The 17999-nt window shown below is 69.8% G+C and carries 16 protein-coding genes; 5 read left to right on the forward strand and 11 right to left on the reverse strand.

Going from position 1 to position 17999, the window contains the following annotated elements; genetic code table 11:
* Position 1: 1 nt before the first annotated feature.
* A complete protein-coding gene (locus VFZ09_RS06735; protein ID WP_329726652.1) occupies positions 2-1294 on the forward strand; it encodes a hypothetical protein in 1293 nt (430 codons plus the stop codon).
* 80 nt (positions 1295-1374) lie between these two features.
* On the opposite strand, the gene htpG is transcribed toward VFZ09_RS06735, so the two are convergent.
* Positions 1375-3405, reverse strand: a complete 2031-nt coding sequence (htpG, locus tag VFZ09_RS06740) for a molecular chaperone HtpG (RefSeq protein WP_329726653.1) — start codon at positions 3403-3405, stop codon at positions 1375-1377.
* A gap of 182 nt (positions 3406-3587) precedes the next feature.
* Here htpG and VFZ09_RS06745 point away from each other — a divergent pair, with 182 nt between their 5' ends.
* A complete protein-coding gene (locus VFZ09_RS06745) occupies positions 3588-4778 on the forward strand; it encodes a GNAT family N-acetyltransferase (RefSeq protein ID WP_329726654.1) in 1191 nt (396 codons plus the stop codon).
* 1 nt (position 4779) lies between these two features.
* On the opposite strand, the gene VFZ09_RS06750 is transcribed toward VFZ09_RS06745, so the two are convergent.
* Together VFZ09_RS06750 and VFZ09_RS06755 are read right to left on the reverse strand one after the other, a co-directional pair.
* Positions 4780-5379: an RNA methyltransferase gene (locus VFZ09_RS06750; protein ID WP_329726655.1), complete on the reverse strand. Its 600-nt coding sequence runs from the start codon at positions 5377-5379 to the stop codon at positions 4780-4782.
* Positions 5380-5398: 19 nt separating this feature from the next.
* A complete protein-coding gene (locus tag VFZ09_RS06755) occupies positions 5399-5707 on the reverse strand; it encodes a hypothetical protein (RefSeq protein WP_329726656.1) in 309 nt (102 codons plus the stop codon).
* Between the two features lie 151 nt (positions 5708-5858).
* Between VFZ09_RS06755 and VFZ09_RS06760 the strand changes: the two genes are divergently transcribed.
* On the forward strand, positions 5859-6254 hold the full coding sequence (locus VFZ09_RS06760; protein ID WP_329726657.1) for a RidA family protein: 396 nt from the start codon (positions 5859-5861) through the stop codon (positions 6252-6254).
* 67 nt (positions 6255-6321) lie between these two features.
* On the opposite strand, the gene VFZ09_RS06765 is transcribed toward VFZ09_RS06760, so the two are convergent.
* The 5 genes from VFZ09_RS06765 to VFZ09_RS06785 all read right to left on the reverse strand — a co-directional run bounded on the left by VFZ09_RS06765 (position 6322) and on the right by VFZ09_RS06785 (position 11177).
* Positions 6322-7947 carry a sodium:solute symporter family transporter gene (locus VFZ09_RS06765; protein ID WP_329726658.1) on the reverse strand — a complete coding sequence of 542 codons (1626 nt, stop codon included), beginning with the start codon at positions 7945-7947 and terminating at the stop codon, positions 6322-6324.
* 16 nt (positions 7948-7963) lie between these two features.
* Positions 7964-8242 carry a DUF485 domain-containing protein gene (locus VFZ09_RS06770; RefSeq protein WP_329726659.1) on the reverse strand — a complete coding sequence of 93 codons (279 nt, stop codon included), beginning with the start codon at positions 8240-8242 and terminating at the stop codon, positions 7964-7966.
* A gap of 26 nt (positions 8243-8268) precedes the next feature.
* Positions 8269-8454 (reverse strand): hypothetical protein, encoded by a 186-nt coding sequence (locus VFZ09_RS06775; RefSeq protein WP_329726660.1) that lies wholly within the window; start codon positions 8452-8454, stop codon positions 8269-8271.
* The gene (locus tag VFZ09_RS06780) at positions 8447-8998 is read right to left on the reverse strand and encodes an acetyl-coenzyme A synthetase N-terminal domain-containing protein (RefSeq protein ID WP_329726661.1); all 552 of its coding nucleotides are present in this window, start codon (positions 8996-8998) and stop codon (positions 8447-8449) included. Before VFZ09_RS06780 ends, VFZ09_RS06775 begins: the two co-directional genes overlap by 8 nt.
* 271 nt (positions 8999-9269) lie before the next feature.
* A complete protein-coding gene (locus VFZ09_RS06785) occupies positions 9270-11177 on the reverse strand; it encodes a two-component system sensor histidine kinase NtrB (protein ID WP_329726662.1) in 1908 nt (635 codons plus the stop codon).
* Positions 11178-11432: 255 nt separating this feature from the next.
* On the opposite strand from VFZ09_RS06785, the gene VFZ09_RS06790 reads away from it, so the two are divergent.
* The gene (locus VFZ09_RS06790; RefSeq protein WP_329726663.1) at positions 11433-12386 is read left to right on the forward strand and encodes a MauE/DoxX family redox-associated membrane protein; all 954 of its coding nucleotides are present in this window, start codon (positions 11433-11435) and stop codon (positions 12384-12386) included.
* 5 nt (positions 12387-12391) lie between these two features.
* Here the strand turns inward: VFZ09_RS06790 and VFZ09_RS06795 are convergent, their stop codons facing one another.
* Positions 12392-13759 (reverse strand): sigma-54 dependent transcriptional regulator, encoded by a 1368-nt coding sequence (locus VFZ09_RS06795; protein WP_329726664.1) that lies wholly within the window; start codon positions 13757-13759, stop codon positions 12392-12394.
* Between the two features lie 171 nt (positions 13760-13930).
* Between VFZ09_RS06795 and VFZ09_RS06800 the strand changes: the two genes are divergently transcribed.
* Positions 13931-14899: a hypothetical protein gene (locus VFZ09_RS06800; protein WP_329726665.1), complete on the forward strand. Its 969-nt coding sequence runs from the start codon at positions 13931-13933 to the stop codon at positions 14897-14899.
* Here VFZ09_RS06800 and VFZ09_RS06805 read toward each other — a convergent pair.
* Both VFZ09_RS06805 and VFZ09_RS06810 read right to left on the reverse strand, forming a co-directional pair.
* A complete protein-coding gene (locus tag VFZ09_RS06805) occupies positions 14853-17807 on the reverse strand; it encodes an ATP-binding protein (RefSeq protein ID WP_329726666.1) in 2955 nt (984 codons plus the stop codon). The genes VFZ09_RS06800 and VFZ09_RS06805 overlap by 47 nt on opposite strands.
* Complete coding sequence (locus tag VFZ09_RS06810; protein ID WP_043392229.1) at positions 17804-17998, reverse strand: hypothetical protein; 195 nt, start codon at positions 17996-17998, stop codon at positions 17804-17806. The genes VFZ09_RS06805 and VFZ09_RS06810 overlap by 4 nt, the downstream gene beginning before the upstream one ends.
* Position 17999 lies beyond the last annotated feature (1 nt).

The following is a 17999-nucleotide window of genomic DNA, read 5'->3' on the forward strand; positions in this document are numbered from 1 at the left end:
TGTGAGCGAGCAGAACCGCGAGAGCTGTCTCGGCGAGCTGGCTACAAGCAGCGGCGCCAACCGGGCCGTGCTCGTCACCCTCACTGTCGGCAAGAAGGAGATCACCAGCATCGAGGGCGTTGTCGTCAGTGCTGGGGGGGAGGTGCTGTACCGCCAGAAACTGACGGGCGACAAGGAACTCTCCACACCGAAGGATCCCAAGAAACGCGCCCCGAAGGTCTTCACCCCCATCGCAGTTGGAGAGCTGAGCAAGCAGATGCGTCCCCATCTGCTTGGCGCGAAGCGCTACTCGGAGTTGCGCATCGAGAAGCCCGCGCAGGACAGCGTGGTGTCCGGCGGGGAGGTGTTGGTGGAGGCCCTGTTGGTGCTGCGCAAGGGGGTACAGAACCACCCTTCGGAGCCTCAGCAACTGGTCTTCACGGTGGCGCGCGGCGGTGATGAGGCGTCGACGACGCTGGCCCAGAAGGAGGCGGCTGAGAAGGGCAAGTTCAGCACGGTGTGGACGCCAACCAAGGCGGGGGACTACCTCATCCAGGTGGCCTACCCGGTGGGGGGGTTGAGCGCGACGGTGCGGGTGAAGGTGGTTCCGGAGTGCTCCCCGGGATGCAAGGAGCAGCAGCTGTGCACGATGAAGGGGTGCGTGGACTGCTACTCGCTGAGTCTCCAGAAACCGGCGCAGGGCGCTGAGTTCAAGGTTTCGGAGAAGGTGGCGGTGGAGGCCCGGTTGGAAATGCGTGAGGCTTGTACACAGCCCGCTCCAGGGCAGCTGGACTTCACGGTGGCGCGCAGCGACGGCGGGGCTTCGACAGCACTGACCCTGAAGGAGAAGGAGACGGAGAAGGGCACGTACATCGCTGAGTGGACGCCAGCTGAGGCGGGCGAGTACACCCTCCAACCGGCTGCGGGTGGGGTGCGTACGACGGTGCGGGTAAAGGCGGTCCGGACATGGAAGACGCCGGTAGGCATTGCCTCGGCGGGAGTGGGCTTGGTTGGCGGGGGGGTGTTGGCCGCCATCTTCGCCAGCCAGGGCGGCACTGCCCATGATGAGCTCGCGAAGTTTTACGAGAATGGTGCTGCTCCGGACCCCAGTCTCAGGGACGAGGTTGCGCGCTTGCGCAGTGACATCGAGCGCAATCGCACGCAGGCTCTGGTGAGCGGCGCGGTGGGAGTCGGCCTCATCGGAGTCGGTGCCGCTCTGTGGTTCATCGATAAGCCGTCGGAGACCAAGGCGCCGGGCTCTGCTTCGCTCAGCATTGGCCCCGGTGGCGTGGGCCTCCAAGTGCTGCTCCCGTAGCAAGTGGGCGCAATCCCTTGATTAAAAAGGGGCGAGGCTTGTTCGCCTCGCCCCTTTGCTTTGCTACACCGTCCCGTTGCTCAGTTGGGCCGGACGGGCGTCTCGGGACCCGCGGCCACCGCGGCCCCCTCCGTGGGCTTCGCCTCCGACGTCGGCGTCTCGGGGCCGGCGGCCACCGCGCCCGCGGGCGTGTGCGTGCCCTTCACCGGCGAGTGCGCCGCCAGCTGCGTCATCAGCGCCGTCATCCGCCGCGCGAAGCGGTTCGGATCCTCCACGCTGCTGCCCTCGGTGAGCAGCGCCTGGTCGTAGAGCAGCTCCACCCACTCCGTCACCTGCGGCGAGGCCGGCTCCTTCTCCTGCAGCGCCTTCAGGTGCTCGACGATGGGGTGCGAGGGATTCACCTCCAGAATCCGCTTCACGCGCGGTACGCTCCGGCCCCGCTCACGCAGCAGCCGCTCCACGTAGGCGTGCGAGCCGCCCTCGGGCACCACCAGGCAGCACGGCGAGTCCGTGAGCCGGTCCGATACCCGCACCTCGCGCACGTGCTCCTTGAGCACCTCCTTCATCCGGTCCGCCAGCGGCCCCAGCCCCTTCGCGCGCTGCTCCTTCTCGCGCTTCTCCTCCTCCGTCTCCTCCAGCTTCAGGTCCGCGTGCATCGCCGACACCAGCGGCTTGTCCTGGAACTCCCTCAGCCCCTGCGTCGCCCACTCGTCCACCGGGTCCGTCATGTACAGCACTTCGTACCCGCGCTTCTTCAGCGCCTCCAGGTGCGGCGAGTCCACCACCGCCTTCCTCGTCTCGCCGAAGATGTAATAGATGGCCTTCTGGCCCTCCTTCATCCTCGACACGTAGTCCGCCAGCGAGGTGAGTCCCTCCTCCCGCGAGCTCTCGTAGCGCACCAGCGCCCCCAGCTTCTCGCGGTGCTCGGTCTCGATCGCCAGCCCCTCCTTCAGCACCGTGCCGAAGCTCTTCCAGAACGTCCGGTAGTCCTCCGGCTTGTCCTTGGCCAGCTTCTCCAGCATGTCCAACGTCTTCTTCGTCACGTGCTTGCGGATGGCCTGCACCACCGCCGAGTCCTGCAGCAGCTCGCGCGACACGTTCAGCGGCAGGTCGTCCGAGTCCACCACGCCCCGCACGAAGCGCAGCCACTGCGGCAGCATCTCCTCGCACCGGTCCATGATGAGCACCCGCTTCACGAACAGCCGCACCCCTCGCTGCTGCGGCGTGTTCAAGTCGAATGGCGGGTTCTTCGGCAGGAAGAGCAGTCCCGTGAAGACCTGGTTGCCCTCGGTCCGGAAGTGCGTCCACGCCAGCGGCGCCTCCCAGTCGTGCGTCAGGTGCTTGTAGAACTCCTGGTACTGCTCGTCGGTGATCTCACTCTTCGAGCGCTGCCACAGCGCGCTCGCCTTGTTCACCACCTCGAGCTTCGTCTCCGTCTTCTTCTCGTCCCCCTCGCCCGTGGTCTTCTTCACCTGGAGCTTGATGGGGTGGCTCACGTAGTCCGAGTACTGCGTCACCAGCGAGCGCATACGCCACTCGTCCAGGAACTCCTTCTGGTCCTCCTTCAGGTGCAGCGTGATGGAGGTGCCGCGCGTGGCGCGCTCGGCCGGCTCCACCGTGAAGGAGCCCTTCGCGTCCGAGGCCCACTTCCAGGCCGCCGGGTTCTTGCCCGCCGCCCGGCTCACCACCTCGACGTGGTCCGCCACCAGATAGGCGCTGTAGAAGCCCACGCCGAACTGGCCAATCAGGTTCACGTCCTTCTGGCCCCGCTGCGCCACCAGCTCCAGGAACTCGCGCGAGCCCGAGTGCGCGATGGTGCCCAGGTTCTTCACCAGCTCGTCCCGCGTCATGCCGATGCCGGTGTCCTCGATGGTCAGCGTGCCCTTCTCCGCGTCCGGAATCAGGCGGATCTCCAGCTCGGAGGCCCCCTCGAGCAGCTCGGGCTCCGTGACGGAGCGGAAGCGCAGCTTGTCCAACGCGTCCGACGCGTTCGAGACGAGCTCGCGCAGGAAGATCTCCTTGTGGCTGTAGAGGGAGTTGATGACCAGGTTCAGGAGCTGGTTGATCTCCGCCTGGAACTTGTGGGTTTCCCGCTGGGTGTCGACGGACATGTCTCCTCCGGGCGCCCATCGCGGGGCGCGATCGCCCTCCCTGTAACCATGGAAGACGGGTTGTCCAGCGGCGAAGACGGTTTCCCGGGGAGGATCGCTCGGGGGGCGGCGGCGGAGGAGGCCCTGGCGCGCCTGCCCGCCCACCTCCTAGGCTGCGCCGCCTCGGACTCCGGGAGGACAGCGTGGACACGACGGCGCCGGACTTTGGCCCGCCCCAGGGCGAGCGGGAGCACACCCAGGCGGAGGACATCCGCGCCCAGTCCTTCGCCCTCACCCCCGAGGACGCCCGGGGCTGGCAGCAGAAGGTCGAGGCCGGAGAGGCCTGGCTGCGCGTGCTGCGCGAGGGGGGCTCGGTGGCCGCCACCATCGTCCTCATCCCCATGGGGCAGTGGTTCAACGGGCGCCGGGTGCCCATGGTGGGCATCGGCGGCGTGGGCGTGGCCCCCGAGCGCCGCGGCCAGGGCACGGCCACCCGGCTCATGCGCACGGCCCTCCGGGAGCTGCGAAGCCAGGGCGCTCCCCTCGCCAGCCTCTACCCCGCCACCCAGCCGCTCTACCGGCGCGTGGGCTTCGAGCAGGCCGGCTCACGCCATGAAATCCGCGTGCAGCTCCATGGGCTCGACTTCCAGGAGCGCACCCTGGCCCTGCGGCCGGTGACGGAGGCCGACATGCCGGCCCTCCGCGATGTCTACCGCCGCCATGCGCAGCGGCAGCAGGGGTGGATCGACCGCTCGGCCTATACCTGGAGCCGCGTCACCCATCCCAAGGGGGAGACCGCCTATGGCTACCTCGTGGAGGGCAGCGCCGGTATCGAGGGCTATGTCTATCTCACGCGGCGGGTCGTCTCCCAGGGCATGTGGCAGGAGTTGAACCTCCCCGACATCGTCGCGCTCACCCCCGCCGCGGGCCGGCGGCTGCTGAGCTTCCTCGGCGACCACCGCTCCATGGCCCAGGAGGTGGTGTGGCGCGGCGGACCGGCGGACCCTCTGCTCTTCCTGCTGCGCGAGCAGACGTACGAGGTGAAGCACCTCCTCCATTGGATGCTGCGGCTGCTGGACGTGCCCGCCGCGCTCCAGGCCCGTGGCTACCCGGCCGGGCTCTCGGGGGCCCTGCACCTGGAGGTGGACGATGACCTCTTCCCGGAGAACCGCGGCCGCTTCGTGCTCGAGGTGGAGAACGGCGAGGCCGAGGTGCGCCCGGGCGGGGATGGGGATGTGAAGCTGCACGTCCGGGCGCTCGCTCCGCTCTACAGCGGCTTCCTCTCGCCCCTGGCCCTCCTGAGCACCGGGGCGCTCGAGGCCGATGAGTCCGCCCTGCGCACGGCCACGGCCATCTTCTCCAGCCCGCCGCCCGCCATGCCCGACATGTACTGAGTCAGGGCACCCACGGGCCGAGCCCCGCCGGGGCTCCACCGCACGCCTCGCGCAGCCGGGCGAGCGCATCCTCATAGCCGAGGGACTCGGCGGCCTCCTTCACCGTGGGCGAGACCCAGTCCCTCCAGGAGCGCAGGACGGTCACGTGGCGGCCCTCCTCCGTCTCCGCCTCGGAGACGTGCACGAGCAGCCGCTCCTCCAGGGCCTCGCGTCCCTTCGTCCACTCGCTGTTCTTCTCCAGGCGCACCTCCTTGTCCCGCTCCACCGCCGTCAGCAGGGCGCGGGCCTGGGCGGACAGCCCCTCCAGCGAGCGGCGGCGGCGCGAGGGCTCCATGGCCACGCGGTACACCACCGCCCACAGCACCGGGTCCACGAAGGCCACCTTGCCCTCCACCAGCCGCACCGCGAGCACCTCGTCCGAGGCCCTCAGCATCCGGCCGAGCCGGTACATGAGCCGGCCCTTGGCGTGGTGGCGCCAGCTGCCGTGCACCTCTCCTCCGGCCACGGCCTCGACGAGCGAGCTCATCCCCAGGGCCGGCACCTCGGTGATGATGCGCTTCGTGCGGATGAGCTCCAGTGCGTCGTGCTCGGTGCGGACCACGTGGGGGCGTGCCTCGCTCTCAGCCCTGGTGGCCTTCGTGGTGGGCGCGGCCCTGCTCCTCGTGCTCGTGCGCGCAGCCACAGGTGGCCGCCTCGCCCTCCGTGCCCTGGGCCTCCCCGCTCCTGGCGTGTCCGCAGTGCGGGCAGCTACACCCGGCGGCATGGCCCTCCGTGGTCTGCGCGCCCTCCTGCGCCTTGTGGTCGCAGCTGCACATCTTCGCTTCCGTCTCGCCGCTCCGGGCCTCCGTCCGCGTGCCCGCGGCCGGGGTGCTGGCACAGCCGAGCAGCGCCGTGGTGGAGAGGGCCAGGAACATCGTGCGTACGCTCATGACAGGACTCCTTGCTGGGTGCAGGGGGGTGGAACGCCGAGCATGCTCCCGGGCTCCTGTCCTCCCACGGGCGGATACGCGTGGGCGTCTTGTATTGAACGCGGTCCACCCTCCGAGGCCGCGTGGTAGACAGGCCCTCCTGGAGGTCTCCATGGCTCGCAAGACGCTGCACTCCGACAAGGCCCCGAAGGCCATTGGTCCCTACTCGCAGGCCGTCGAGGTGGGCCTCGGGAGGATGGTCTTCCTCTCCGGTCAGACGCCCATCGACCCCACCACCGGCGAGCTCGTCCAGGGCAGCGTCAAGGTCCAGACGGCTCGGGCCATGGACAACCTGCGGGAGGTGCTCGCGGCCGGTGGCCTGGACTTCTCCCACGTCGTCCGGTGTGGCGTGTTCCTCGTCGACATGGCTGATTTCGCCGAGATGAACGAGGTGTATGGCCGCTACTTCCAGGGGACTCCCCCCGCGCGCACCACCGTGCAGGTGGCGGGCCTGCCCAAGGGCGCGCGGGTGGAGATCGATTGCATCGCGGTGGTTCCGCCCACTTGAGGGAAGACCCTCACCCCGACCCTCTCCCAGAGGGAGAGGGAGGGCAGGGGAGGGCAGGGCAGGGCGCTCAGGTGGTCTGCGTGCTCGGCGTCGTCACGGGCGTGGCCGCCGCGGTCGTGCCGGGGGCCGGATGCTCGGGTGCATCCGCCTCGGCGCCCACGTGCATGCGGTGCTTCACCTCGGCGTAGCGGCTGGAGGCCTCGTGCTCGGGGGAGAGCAGCGACACCAACCAGCCCACCAGGAAGGACAGCGGCATGGTGATGATGCCCGGGTTCTTCAGCGGGAAGATCGCCTCCTTGTTGCCCAGCAGGTCCACCTGCACCGTGGGCGACAGGAAGATGAGCAGCACCGCGCTCAACGTGCCCGTCACCATGCTGGCCACCGCCCCTCGCGTGGTGAAGCCCTTCCACGACATGGACAGCAGCAGCGCCGGGAAGTTGGCGCTCGCCGCGATCGCGAACGCCAGGCCCACCATGAAGGCCACGTTCTGCCCCTTGAAGAGGATGCCCAGCAGGATGGCGAGAATCCCCAGGCCCAGGCTCGCCAGCCGCGCCACCCGGAGCTGCTCGTGCTCGGGCGACTTGCCCTTGCGCACCACATGCGTCCACAGGTCGTGCGACAGCGCCGCCGCGCCCGACAGCGTCAGTCCCGCCACCACCGCCAGAATCGTGGCGAAGGCCACCGCCGAGATGAAGCCCAGGAAGGGCGTTCCACCCACCGCCTCGGCCAGCATGGGCGCCGCCATGTTGCCGCCCTTGTCCACACCCGTAATCGCCCCGCGGCCCAGCAGCACCGACGCGCCGAAGCCGAGGATGAACGTCACCAGGTAGAAGTAGCCGATGAGGCCCGTGGCGTAGAACACCGAGCTGCGCGCCGCCTTCGCGTTGGGCACCGTGTAGAAGCGCATGAGGATGTGCGGCAGGCCCGCCGTGCCGAACATCAGCGCCAGGCCCAGCGACACCGCCTCCAGCGGGTTCGTCACCAGCTTGCCCGGCGCCAGCACCTCCGGGCCGTACTGGTTGACCGCCTCCTGGAAGAGCGCCAGCGGGCTGTAGCCGAACTTCGCCAGCACCATCACCGCCAGCGCCGTCGCGCCGCCCAGCAGCAGCACCGCCTTGACGATCTGCACCCACGTGGTGGCGATCATCCCGCCGAAGAGCACGTAGAGGATCATCACCACGCCCACGATCATCACGGCCGCCTCGTAGGACAGGCCGAACATCATGCGGATGAGGTTGCCGGCGCCCACCATCTGCGCGATGAGGTAGAAGGCCACCACCGTCAGGGTGCCCAGCGCGGCGGAGATGCGCACCGGCGTCTGCTTCAGCCGGTAGGCCACCACGTCCGCGAAGGTGTACTTGCCCAGGTTGCGCAGGGGCTCGGCGATGAGGAACGTCACCACCGGCCAGCCCACCAGCCAGCCCACCGAGTAGATGAGGCCGTCGAAGCCGGAGAGCGCCACCAGGCCGGCGATGCCCAGGAAGCTCGCGGCGCTCATGAAGTCACCGGCGAGCGCGAAGCCGTTCTGCAGACCGGTGACGCCTCCACCGGCGGCGAAGAACTCGGAGGTCGTCTTCGTCTTGCGCGCCGCCCAGTACGTGATGGCGAGCGTGAGGCCCACGAAGGCCAGGAAGAAGAGGATGGCCGTGGTGTTCGGCTGGCCAATCGTGGTTTGTGCCTGTTGGGGATTCATTCGCGTGGCTCCTGATTCAGCGGCGGAACTGGTGGAGGGCCTTGTCGTAGCGGTTGTTCGCCCACATCACGTAGATGCCGGTGAACACCCAGGCCGAGGCGATGACCAGTGCGCCGAGCAGGATGCCGAGCGACAACCCCGGGACGAGCTGCTTGCCCATCAGGGGCTTGTCGAACGCGACGAGCAGGATGAAACCGAAATAGGAAATCAGCATGGCCGCGGTGAGCACGGCGGCCACGCGCCAGCGCGTCGCCGCCAGGGCTTCGAGCTCTTCGGCCTTGGTTTTCTGGGACATGGGTCGGGGTTCTCCTCGGGAGATGGTCAGCAGCGCTGGGACTGCAGTTGGGACTGTTGTTGGAGCAGCTCGTCGAGCACGGTGGGCTCGGCGAGGGTGGAGGTGTCGCCCAGGTCCTGCGTCTCACCGCAGGCGATCTTCCGCAGCATGCGGCGGAGGATCTTCCCGGAGCGCGTCTTGGGCAGGCCGGAGACGTTGAGCACGTCATCCACGCGGCCCGTAATCCAGTAGTACCCGTCCCACGGACCGCACCTGCGAGAGGCGCTCCACCGCCTCGTCGCTGATGGCCTTGGTCTGCACCGCGCCGATGCGCGCGCACGCCAGCATGGTGTAGGCCAGCTCCGGCACCATGGGCAGGTAGATGCAGACCCGGTCTCCCTTCTTCACCCCGTGCGCCTTGAGCACGTTGGCCACGCGCCCCACGTTGTGCTTCAGGACCCTCCAGGTGATGAGCTCGTACTGCCCCGGCTCGTTCTTCGCCCAGATGATGGCGGGCCTGCCGGGCCGCGTGCGCACGTGCCGGTCCACCGCGTTGTAGCAGGCGTTGAGCCGGCCTCCGCCGAACCAGGAGAAGTCCACCTGGTCCGGGTCCGCGTCCAACACCATCTCCGGCGGGTGGAACCAGGTGAGCGCCTGGGCCATCTCGCCCCAGAACTCCTCGGGCCGCTCGATGCTCTTGCGGTAGAGGCGCTGGTAGTCCTCCATGCTCTGGATGCGAGCGGTCCTGCCGAAGCCTTCCTTGGGTGCGTAGATCATCGCGGGCCTCCATGAGCAACGCTCATTCCAGCCCACAGCATGAATGTTCTCGGGCGCTTGGCGCCTGCCACGCCGCGTCGAACGTTTCGAAAGGTAACGTCTCCGTCCCCGAGGTAACGCGGGTAACACCCGCCCCCCGCTCCGTTGGCGCCCCGCCGAGCACCCGGTAACGGCCGTGGCCCCGGGGCGCATTGCCCATCGAGGCCGATGGGCGCACCCTCTACTTCTGGGTGGTGCCGGAGAAGCCGGGCCGCCGCTCGCGCTGACGGCCTCAGGCCTGGGGCTCCCCTCCCTGGAAGGGGAGCTCGATGGTGAAGGTGGCCCCCTGGCCGGGGCCCGCGCTCGCGCACGTGAGCGAGCCGCCCATCTCCTCGGCCGCCAGCGCGCTGATGTGCAGGCCGAAGCCATGCCCGTCCTCCTTCGTGGTGAAGCCCTGCGTGAAGATGCGCGGCATGTTCTCCGCGAGGATTCCCACGCCGTTGTCGTCCACCTGGATGCGCAGCCGCCCCTCGGGACTCCGCTCCACCCGGAGGCAGATGCGTTTGTCGGGCTTGCGGCTGTCGAGCACCGCGTGCCGGGCGTTGCTCACCAGGTTGACGAGGATCTGCAGCAGCTTGTGCCGATCCACCCTCACCGGAGGCAGCCGCGAGGCGTAGTCGGTCCGCACCTGGATGCCCGCCTGCTCGAAGGACGCGCTGTGCAGGCGCACCGCGTCGTCGATCAACTGAGGCACCGACACCACCTCCTCCACGCCCGTCACGCGCGCGTGGGCCTGCTGCATGCTGACCACGGCCTTGATGTGCTCCACGCTCTGCTCGAGCGTCCGCGCCTCGGCCAGCAGTGCCTCCTGCTCGGTGGTGAGGTGCTGGGAGAGCACCTCCAGGTACTGGGGGAACTGCTGGCCCCGTGGGTCCCGGGTGAAGAAGGAGGCCAGGTCCTGTGCCTGCTCGCGCAGCAGCGCCGAGGCCCGGGCCACGCCGGACATCTTCAGCTTCCGCAGCCGATGGACGAGCAGCCCCGAGGACACACTCACGCTGTTGAGCGTGTTGCCCACGTTGTGGAGGATGCCGTTGGCCATCTCCGCCATGCCCGCATGGCGTGACACGTCCAGCAGGCCGCGGTGCAGCTCGCCCAGCCGGGCCTCGGCCTCCTTGAGCGCGGTGATGTCCCGCCCGAAGATCGTCATCCCCACCGGGCGCCGCTCGGCCCCGAGCAGGGGGCTGAGGTTGATGTCCATCACCCGGGGCCGGCCCTCCAGCGTGAGCTTCAGCTGGACGCGGATGTGCTCCCCGCCGAGCGTCCGCCGGGTCCGCTCCTTCCAGACGGACCGCTGCTCGGGAGGGAGCGCATCGAAGAGGGAGCTGCCCGGGAGGGGGGCCGCTCCGAAGAGCTGGCGGCACAGGTCCGTCCCCGCCTGGTTGAGGGTGAGGACCCGGCCCCACACGTCGAGCGAGCACACCGGATCATCCGTGCTCTCCACGAGGCTGAGGAGCTTCTCCTCGCTCTCGCGCAGCGTCCGCAGCGCCTGCTCGAGCGCCGCGACCGCCTCGTCACGCGAGGCGAGGAACATCCAGCTCACCAGCCAGCCACACAGGAGGAAGAGCGCGGAATAGAGGTTCAGCGCCGTGCTCCTGGGCGGCGGGAAGAAGTACGGGTGGACGAGGCCGATGTTCACGGCGGTGAGCAGGGTGAAGAACAAGCCCCAGCGCACCCCCACCAGGTACACGGTCAACATGGGCACCAGCATGGCCATGACGTTCACGGCCACGGCCTGCGAGCCGGTCCGCAGGGACTCGGCGCCGATGGCGGCCGTCACGAGGGAGCACAGGAGCAGGGCCGGCCCCTGGAGCGAGTGGGCCCGGCGCAGCCTCCAGAGCGTCGCGGAGAAGAGCACCAGGCACGTGAGCTCGACGAGGCTGGAGGGCAACGGGTCCGGCTTCACCCGGAAGAAGAAGACGAGGACGTGCAGGTCGAACAGCAGCAGCATGCCAAGGACGCCCACCAGCAACCGGCCCCGGCTGAGCTCCACGGGAGAGCCCTGGCGCAGCGGCTCCGAGAGGCACGCATCGAGCCGTGTCATGACCCAGGCCCACAGACCCCGGCGTGACACCGAGGGCAGGGAGGGCTGCGACGGCCTGTCCGCATGCAGCCGGGCTTCCATGGTCGACGTGATGGGCATGGGTAGGGACCCCCCGTGAATTCCCCGGCGTCCGGAGACATCGGGAATCAGGAGAGCACGCCTGCCTTCCGCGGGGTGCCAGGGGCGGGTCTTTCACCCGGGCGGACGTTGATGGCCCACCAACACGGAGCGTCCCGGCTCCGGAACGTGTTGGACAGAGCACACTTCGGGTGGGGCTGTGTGCCCGATGGTATGCCCGACAGTTGATGCGAGGGGTGTGTTGAGCCCCGCTGGGAAATCCCGGAGGGTGGCCCCATGCCCGAGCAAGAAACACCCCGTGTGTCCCAGGTGGCCATTCTCGTGCTCTCCGTGGAATGGCTGTTCTTCGGCTCCACCCACTTCGCCTTCCGAGAGCTGGCGGAAGCGCAGATTCCCGACTTCATTCCCTTCAAGACCTTCGTTGCCATCTCGACGGGCATGGCCGAGGTGGTCATTGGAATCTTGATCCTGCTTCCCAGTACTCGCAGGTGGGCGGCCCTGGCGTCGCTCGTGCTGCTGGGGCTCTTTGTTCCCGCGGTCTACAACATCCTGGCCAATGACTCGGCCATTCCGGGCAGCGTGGCCTGGCGCAATCTCTGGCGCGTCACGGTCGTGCCAAACAATGTCATGCTGGTCTTGTTCGCCCTGCATCTGTGGCGGTCGCGGGAGTCGGCGGCGATGGGACCGGCTCAAGCCCTGGAGGCGGTGTTGACGCGCCGGCGGGAACCCCGACGTCCGGGACCACCGCTCATGGTCGCGGGGGTGATGCTCGCGGCGAATACCGCCGGGTTCGTGGGCATCTGGGCCTCGCGTTGGGCTTCCGAGACGGCTGGATTCTGGGGCCTGATGTGTCTTGCCACCGGCGCACTCGTCGGATTCCTCTTTGGTGTACCGAGGGTGACCCTGGATGCGGTCCGGTGGGGCACGCACCGCCCGAATTCCAATATCGAGGTCGTGTCGGACTGGCTGACGAAGACCCTCGTGGGTGTTGGATTGATCGAGTTCCACGCCATTGGCGGGTTCGTGAGGAACATCTCCGCCGAGCTCGGCAGGGCGCTCTCACTGCAAGCGGGTGATCAAGTCGAAGGTCTGGCGACGTCCTTCGCACAGGCCATCATTGTCTACTTCTTCGTGGCGGGCATCATCCAGGGATACCTCCTGACGAGGATGTACCTGAGTACGCAGTTCGAGGAGTATGAGTCGCCGGCAGTGGGTGCGAAGGAGCCATGACTGGCTCACGCGCGGGTGCGTGGAATGCCGAGCCGCTGACGCCGCTCCCACAATGCCTTGCGGCTGATGCCCAGCCGGCGTGCCAGCTCCGTCTCGCCCAGCTTGTCCTGGTGCTCCAGCACGAAGCGGCGGAAGTACTCCTCCAGCGAGTCCGGGGAGGCGCTGCCCTCGAGGGCCAGCCCCGCCTCCGGCAACTCGTGCGTCTCGAAGGCGCTACTTCCGCCGGGCTCCAGCGAGAGCAGTCCGGGCGTGATGACCGGGCCATCCGCGAGGATGACGGCGCGCTCGATGGCGTTCTCCAGCTCGCGCACGTTGCCGGGCCAGGGGTGCGAGGTGATGGCCACCAGCGCATCGGGCGAGAACGTCGCGGGCGGCCGGTTCAATCGCTGGCACGCCTTCTCCAGCAGGTGCTTCGCGAGCGCCGGCACGTCCTCTCCGCGCTCGCGCAGGGGCGGCAGTTTGATCTCCACCACGCGCAGGCGGAAGTAGAGGTCCTGCCGGAAGGAGCCCTCCTGCACGCGCTTGGGCAAGTCCCGGTGCGTGGCCGCGATGATGCGCGCGTCCACCTTGCGCGAGCGCGTGGCGCCCACCCGCCGCACCTCTCCGTCCTGCAGCATCCGCAACAGGCGCGCCTGCGCGGGTGGGGGCAACTCGCCAATCTCGTCGAGGAAGAGCGTGCCTCCATCCGCGCTCTCCACCAGGCCCGCGTGCGCCGCCTGCGCTCCCGTGAAGGCGCCCTTCTCGTGGCCGAACAGCTCGGACTCCAACAGGCTCTCGGGAATGGCGGCGCAGTTGACGGCCACCAACGGCCCGTCGTGCCGCGGGCTCTGCGCGTGGATGGCCCGCGCCGCCAGCTCCTTGCCCGTGCCCGACTCGCCCAGCACCAGCACCGTGGCCGGCGAGGCCGCCACCTTCCGGATGCGATCGAACACGTCCCGCATCGCCGCGCAGTGGCCCACGATTCCGCCCACCGCGTACACGCGCTCCACCTCGCGCTTGAGCGCCGCGTTCTGCCGCGTCAGCCGCCCCTCGCGCAGCACGCGCTCCACCTGCAACAGCAGCTCGTCGTGATCGAAGGGCTTGGCGATGTAGTCCACCGCCCCCAGCTTCATGGCCTCCACCGCCGAGCGCACCGTGGCGTAGCTGGTCATGATGAGCACCGGCACTCCCGGCGCCTTGGCGATGACGTCCGTTCCCGGAGCTCCCGGCAGCCGCAGGTCGCTCAGGATGAGCTCGAACGTGTCCAGCGCGGAGTCCGTCTCCGCCTCGTGCACCGCGCCGGCCTCGGACACTTCATGCCCCGCGCGAGTCAGCAGCCGCCGCAACTCCGTGCGGATGATGGGCTCGTCCTCGATGACCAGGATGCGGCTCATGCGGTGCTCGAAACCCCCGGAAGACCTGCCCCTCAGGCTAGTCCCGTGCCCCCGTCCCTTGTCCACTTCCCAGGTGGGATGACGAGATGCGTCATGGCGGGTCCGCCTGCCTGTCCTGGTACGTTGCCGTCAGCTGTTGCAGCCGCAATCGGAGTGGCAGGGGGGCATGTCATGGGATTGCTCGAAGGCGTGTTCGTGGTGGCGGTGCACCTGGTGGTGCTGCTGTCGGCGCTCGTGGGCGGATGGCAGTTGCTGACGATGAGAATCGCCTGGCGGCAGGTGCGTAGCGCCCGGCTGGCCGTGGATGACTTCATGCGTCCCGTGCCGGGGGACTCGCCGCCACCGGAGGCCCGGCCCTACCTCGGTGCGACCCACGAGGCCTTCGCCGCGCTGGGCTGGCGCTTCGAGGGCTTCTGCCAGAAGGTGCCCCCGGGAGAGGCTCCCCAGGCCGATTTCTCCCTGTGGCTCTCTCCGGACGGCACCACGCTCGGGGCGGTGGTGGCCACGCGAGCCGCCACGGACTCCGTCGAGCGCACGGTGCTGGTGAGCCAGGACGCCAGCGGCAAGGTGGTGACGACGAACGATCTTCCCGGCACGGGGGACCAGTTCGGCGGGGCCTCGTCCATGGCGAGCCTGCTGCACGCGGCCCCGGCGGAGCTCCAGGCCTTCCACCAGCAACGGCTCCAGGCCGAGGCCCAGGCTCCCCTGCGCACGTGGCAATCCGGTCAGGTCCTCGAGGCCCTGCGCGAGCTGAGCGAGCGCTCGGTGAATCTCTGGGTGCGCAGTGGCGATGCCCGGTGGAAGCCCGAGGCGCCCGGGGAGTACGGCTATACGCGCAGGGGCGCGTGGCGCTATGCGCGGCAGGCCGTGCGCTCGGTGCATGACGTGGGGGCGACCCAGCGCGAGCGCTTGAAGCTGCCGAGGCTGGGCTCGCCCGGGGCCAGCGCGACGCGCCCGGGTCCTCCGCCCAGGCTCTTTCCGAGGTCCTCCCGTGCCGGGGGGCTCCTCAACCTGGTGGCCTTCGTCGTGTGTCTGTGGTTCGTGGTGCGCTTCTGGCGCGAGCCGCCTCCGGCGCCGCGGCGCGCGGTGCCCACTATGCCATCGCCCGCTGGCTCATCGCCTTCGGAAGGGTCACGGTGAAGGTGGTGCCGGCTCCGGGCTGACTGTCCACCTCCAGCGTGCCGCCGTGCTCCCGGACGATGCTGGACACCAGCGCGAGCCCCAGCCCCGTGCCCTCTCCCGGCTGCTTGGTGGTGAAGAAGGGCTCGAAGATGCGCTGCGCCAGCTCGGGGGGAATCCCGTGGCCCTGGTCCACCACGCGCACCCGCACCCGCTCGCCATCCTCTCCGGCGAACAGCTCCACCTGTCCGCCTCGCGGCGAGGCGTCGATGGCGTTGGTGATGAGGTTCACGAAGACCTGCTCCAGCCGCTGCGTGTTGCCCACCACCTCCAGGCCCTCGGGGCAGTGGCTCACGCACCGCACGTCCGCGTCCTTGCGGCCCAGGCGTGAGAGCTGCGCGGCTTCCGTCAGCAGCGGCGCCAGGGGCACGCGGGTGACGGGCACGCCGTGGCCCCCCGTCACCCCCGCGTGGCTGAAGGTGACGAGCGCCCGCACGATGGCGTCGATGCGCCGCGCCTGCTGGAGGATGAGCTGCACCCGCTCGCGGATCTCCGCCGGGTCCTCCTCGTAGCGCAGGTTCTGCGCCACGCTGGTGATGGCCGTCAGCGGGTTGCCGATCTCATGCGCCACGCCCGCGGCCACTCGTCCCACCGAGGCCAGCCGGTCCTGGTGCGCCAGCCGCGCGTCCATCGCCTTGCGCTCCGTCAGGTCCTCCACCAGCAGCACCGCGCCCTTCAGTTGCTCGGGCTCCTCCCGGGGCGTCTCCGAGGGCGTGGCCAGCGAGCGGTGCAGCCGGAGGATGCGCTCCCGCCCGTCCAGCCTCACCTGTGTCTCGGCGCCCGCGTCCGGCCCCGAGGCGAAGCCGGCGAGCAGCCCGCCCCACGGCTCCGGCAGGTGCGCCAGCGTCTGGCCCCGCACCTCCTCCGAGCGCAGGCCGGACAGCCGCTCCAGTGCCTCGTTCCAGATGACCACGTCCTGGTCCGGCCCCAGCGCGCAGGCGCCCACCGGCAGCTCCTCGAGGATGCGCTGCAGGTAGCGCCGCACCGCCTCCAGCTCGCGCACCGGGCCCGTCATGCCCCGTGCGTCGCGCAGCCGCTCCTCCACGAAGCGCAACTGTTCGGCCAGCGCCGTGCGGGCCCGCGGGTCCACCTGCAGCGCCTCGCTCACCGCCAGCCGCGCCAGCACCGGGCCGAGCAGGCCGGACAGGTTGCGCTCAATCTGATCCCTCAACCGGCGCAGCTCTGCGGGGCGGCGCTCGCCCTCGGACAGGCCGAGCTCGCGCAGGGCCCGGTCCAACTCGGCGGTGGCGGCCTGCGGCCCCAGCACGGGGGCGAGCTGGCGGCGGAACTCGTCCGGAGAGCCGGCCGTCACGCTGCCCGCGGCCAACGAGGGCGCCTCGCGCGCGCACAGCCTCGCCGCCTCGGCCTCCTCGGGCGAGGGGCGCGTGGCCAGCGAGAGCCCCACGAAGGCCAGCGCGTTGAGGGTGAGGGAGGTGAAGGTGACGAAGCTCCACGGCTCGCCGGGGGTGAAGCCCAGGAGCGTCTCCAGCTCCCGCGCCCAGGGCGGCAGGCCGAAGCCACTCCACAGCGGCACGAGCAGCAGCAGGGCCCAGAGCGTGGTGCCGGCGGCGAGGCCCGAGAGGAAGCCCACGCGCGTGGCCCGGGGCCAGAAGAGCAGGCCCAGCAGGCCGGGGATGAACTGCGCCACGCCGACGAAGGCGACGAGCCCCAGGTCCACCAGCCCCGAGGCGCGCCGGTCCAGGTGCACGTAGAAGGCGTAGCCCGCGAGGATGATGGCGGCGATGAGGACGCGCCGGGCCCAGAGGAGCCGGCGGTACAGGTTGCCCGGCGAGCGCGCGTAGCCCAGCGGCAGCACCAGGTGCGTGAGGCACATGGGCGCCATGGCCAGGGTGGTGACGATGACCATGGCGCTGGAGGCGGAGATGCCCCCGAGGAAGGCCAGCATCGCGAGTGCGGGCGCCCCCCGGGCCGCGGGCACGGCGAGCACGTGGAAGTCCGCGGGCCCCGGCAGGCCCAGCTCGCGGCCCGCCCAGAGGACGAGCGGCACGGCCATGTTCATCAACAGCAGCAGCAGCGGGAAGGCCCACGCAGCGGTGGAGAGGGTGTCGCGCTCGGGGCTCTCCGTGAAGGCCACGTGGTACTGGCGGGGCATGAGGAAGGCGGCGGCGCAGGAGATGACGAGCATCGGCGCCCAGGACTGCTCGCGCGCGGGCTGCTGCATGGCGCGCAGGGCCTCGGGGTGTGCGTCCAGCCAGGCCTGGAGGCCTCCCGGGCCGCCGAAGACGGAGACCACCGCCCAGGCGCCCACGAGCACCAGCGCCACCCCCTTCACCAGGGACTCGAAGGCGATGGCCAGCGCGAGGCCCTCGTGGCGCTCGCGCGGGGTGACGTAGCGGGCGCCGAAGAGGACGGAGAAGACGAGGGAGATGGCGCAGAAGCCCAGGCCCACCGTGGTGGCCGAGGCCGGGGGACTGAGGACGCGCGCGGACTCGACGACGGCGCGCACCTGGAGGGCCAGGTAGGGCAGGGTGCCGGCCAGCAGCGCCAACGTCACCGCGGTGCCGGTGGCCTGGCCCGGGTAGCGGAAGGCGAAGAGGTCCGCCAGCGAGGTGAGCCGCAACTGCCGGGTGAGCTCGAGCAGCGGACGCCACAGCACCGGGACGAGCAGGCAGGAGAGGGTGGCGCCCAGGTAGATGGCCAGGTAGCGGAAGCCGTGCTGCGAGGCGTAGCCCACGCTGCCGAAGTAGGACCAGGAGGTGGCGTACACGCCGAGCGCCAGCGCGTAGGCGAGCGGGTGCTGGGTGATGCGCGAGGGGATGCGCCCGCGCTCGGCGGCGTAGGCGATGAGGAAGAGCACCAGCAGGTACGTCAGCGAGGCGATGACGAGGGTGCCCAGCTCGAACGTCATGGCGCGCTCCGGCGCGCGGCCCAGGCGCCGAGCACGATGACGCCGAGCCACACGGCGAAGGGCTGGTACCAGGAGGCGCCCTCGCGCAGCCACAGGTGGCGCAGTGGCGAGCCGAAGAGCAGCGCCGCCACGGCGAAGACGAACAGCGAGAGCATGACGGGCTGTCCGCCCGGCCCGGACGAGGGCTTCATC

The sequence above is a fragment of the Archangium sp. genome, from assembly GCF_036277355.1.
Classification (GTDB): Bacteria; Myxococcota; Myxococcia; order Myxococcales; family Myxococcaceae; genus Archangium.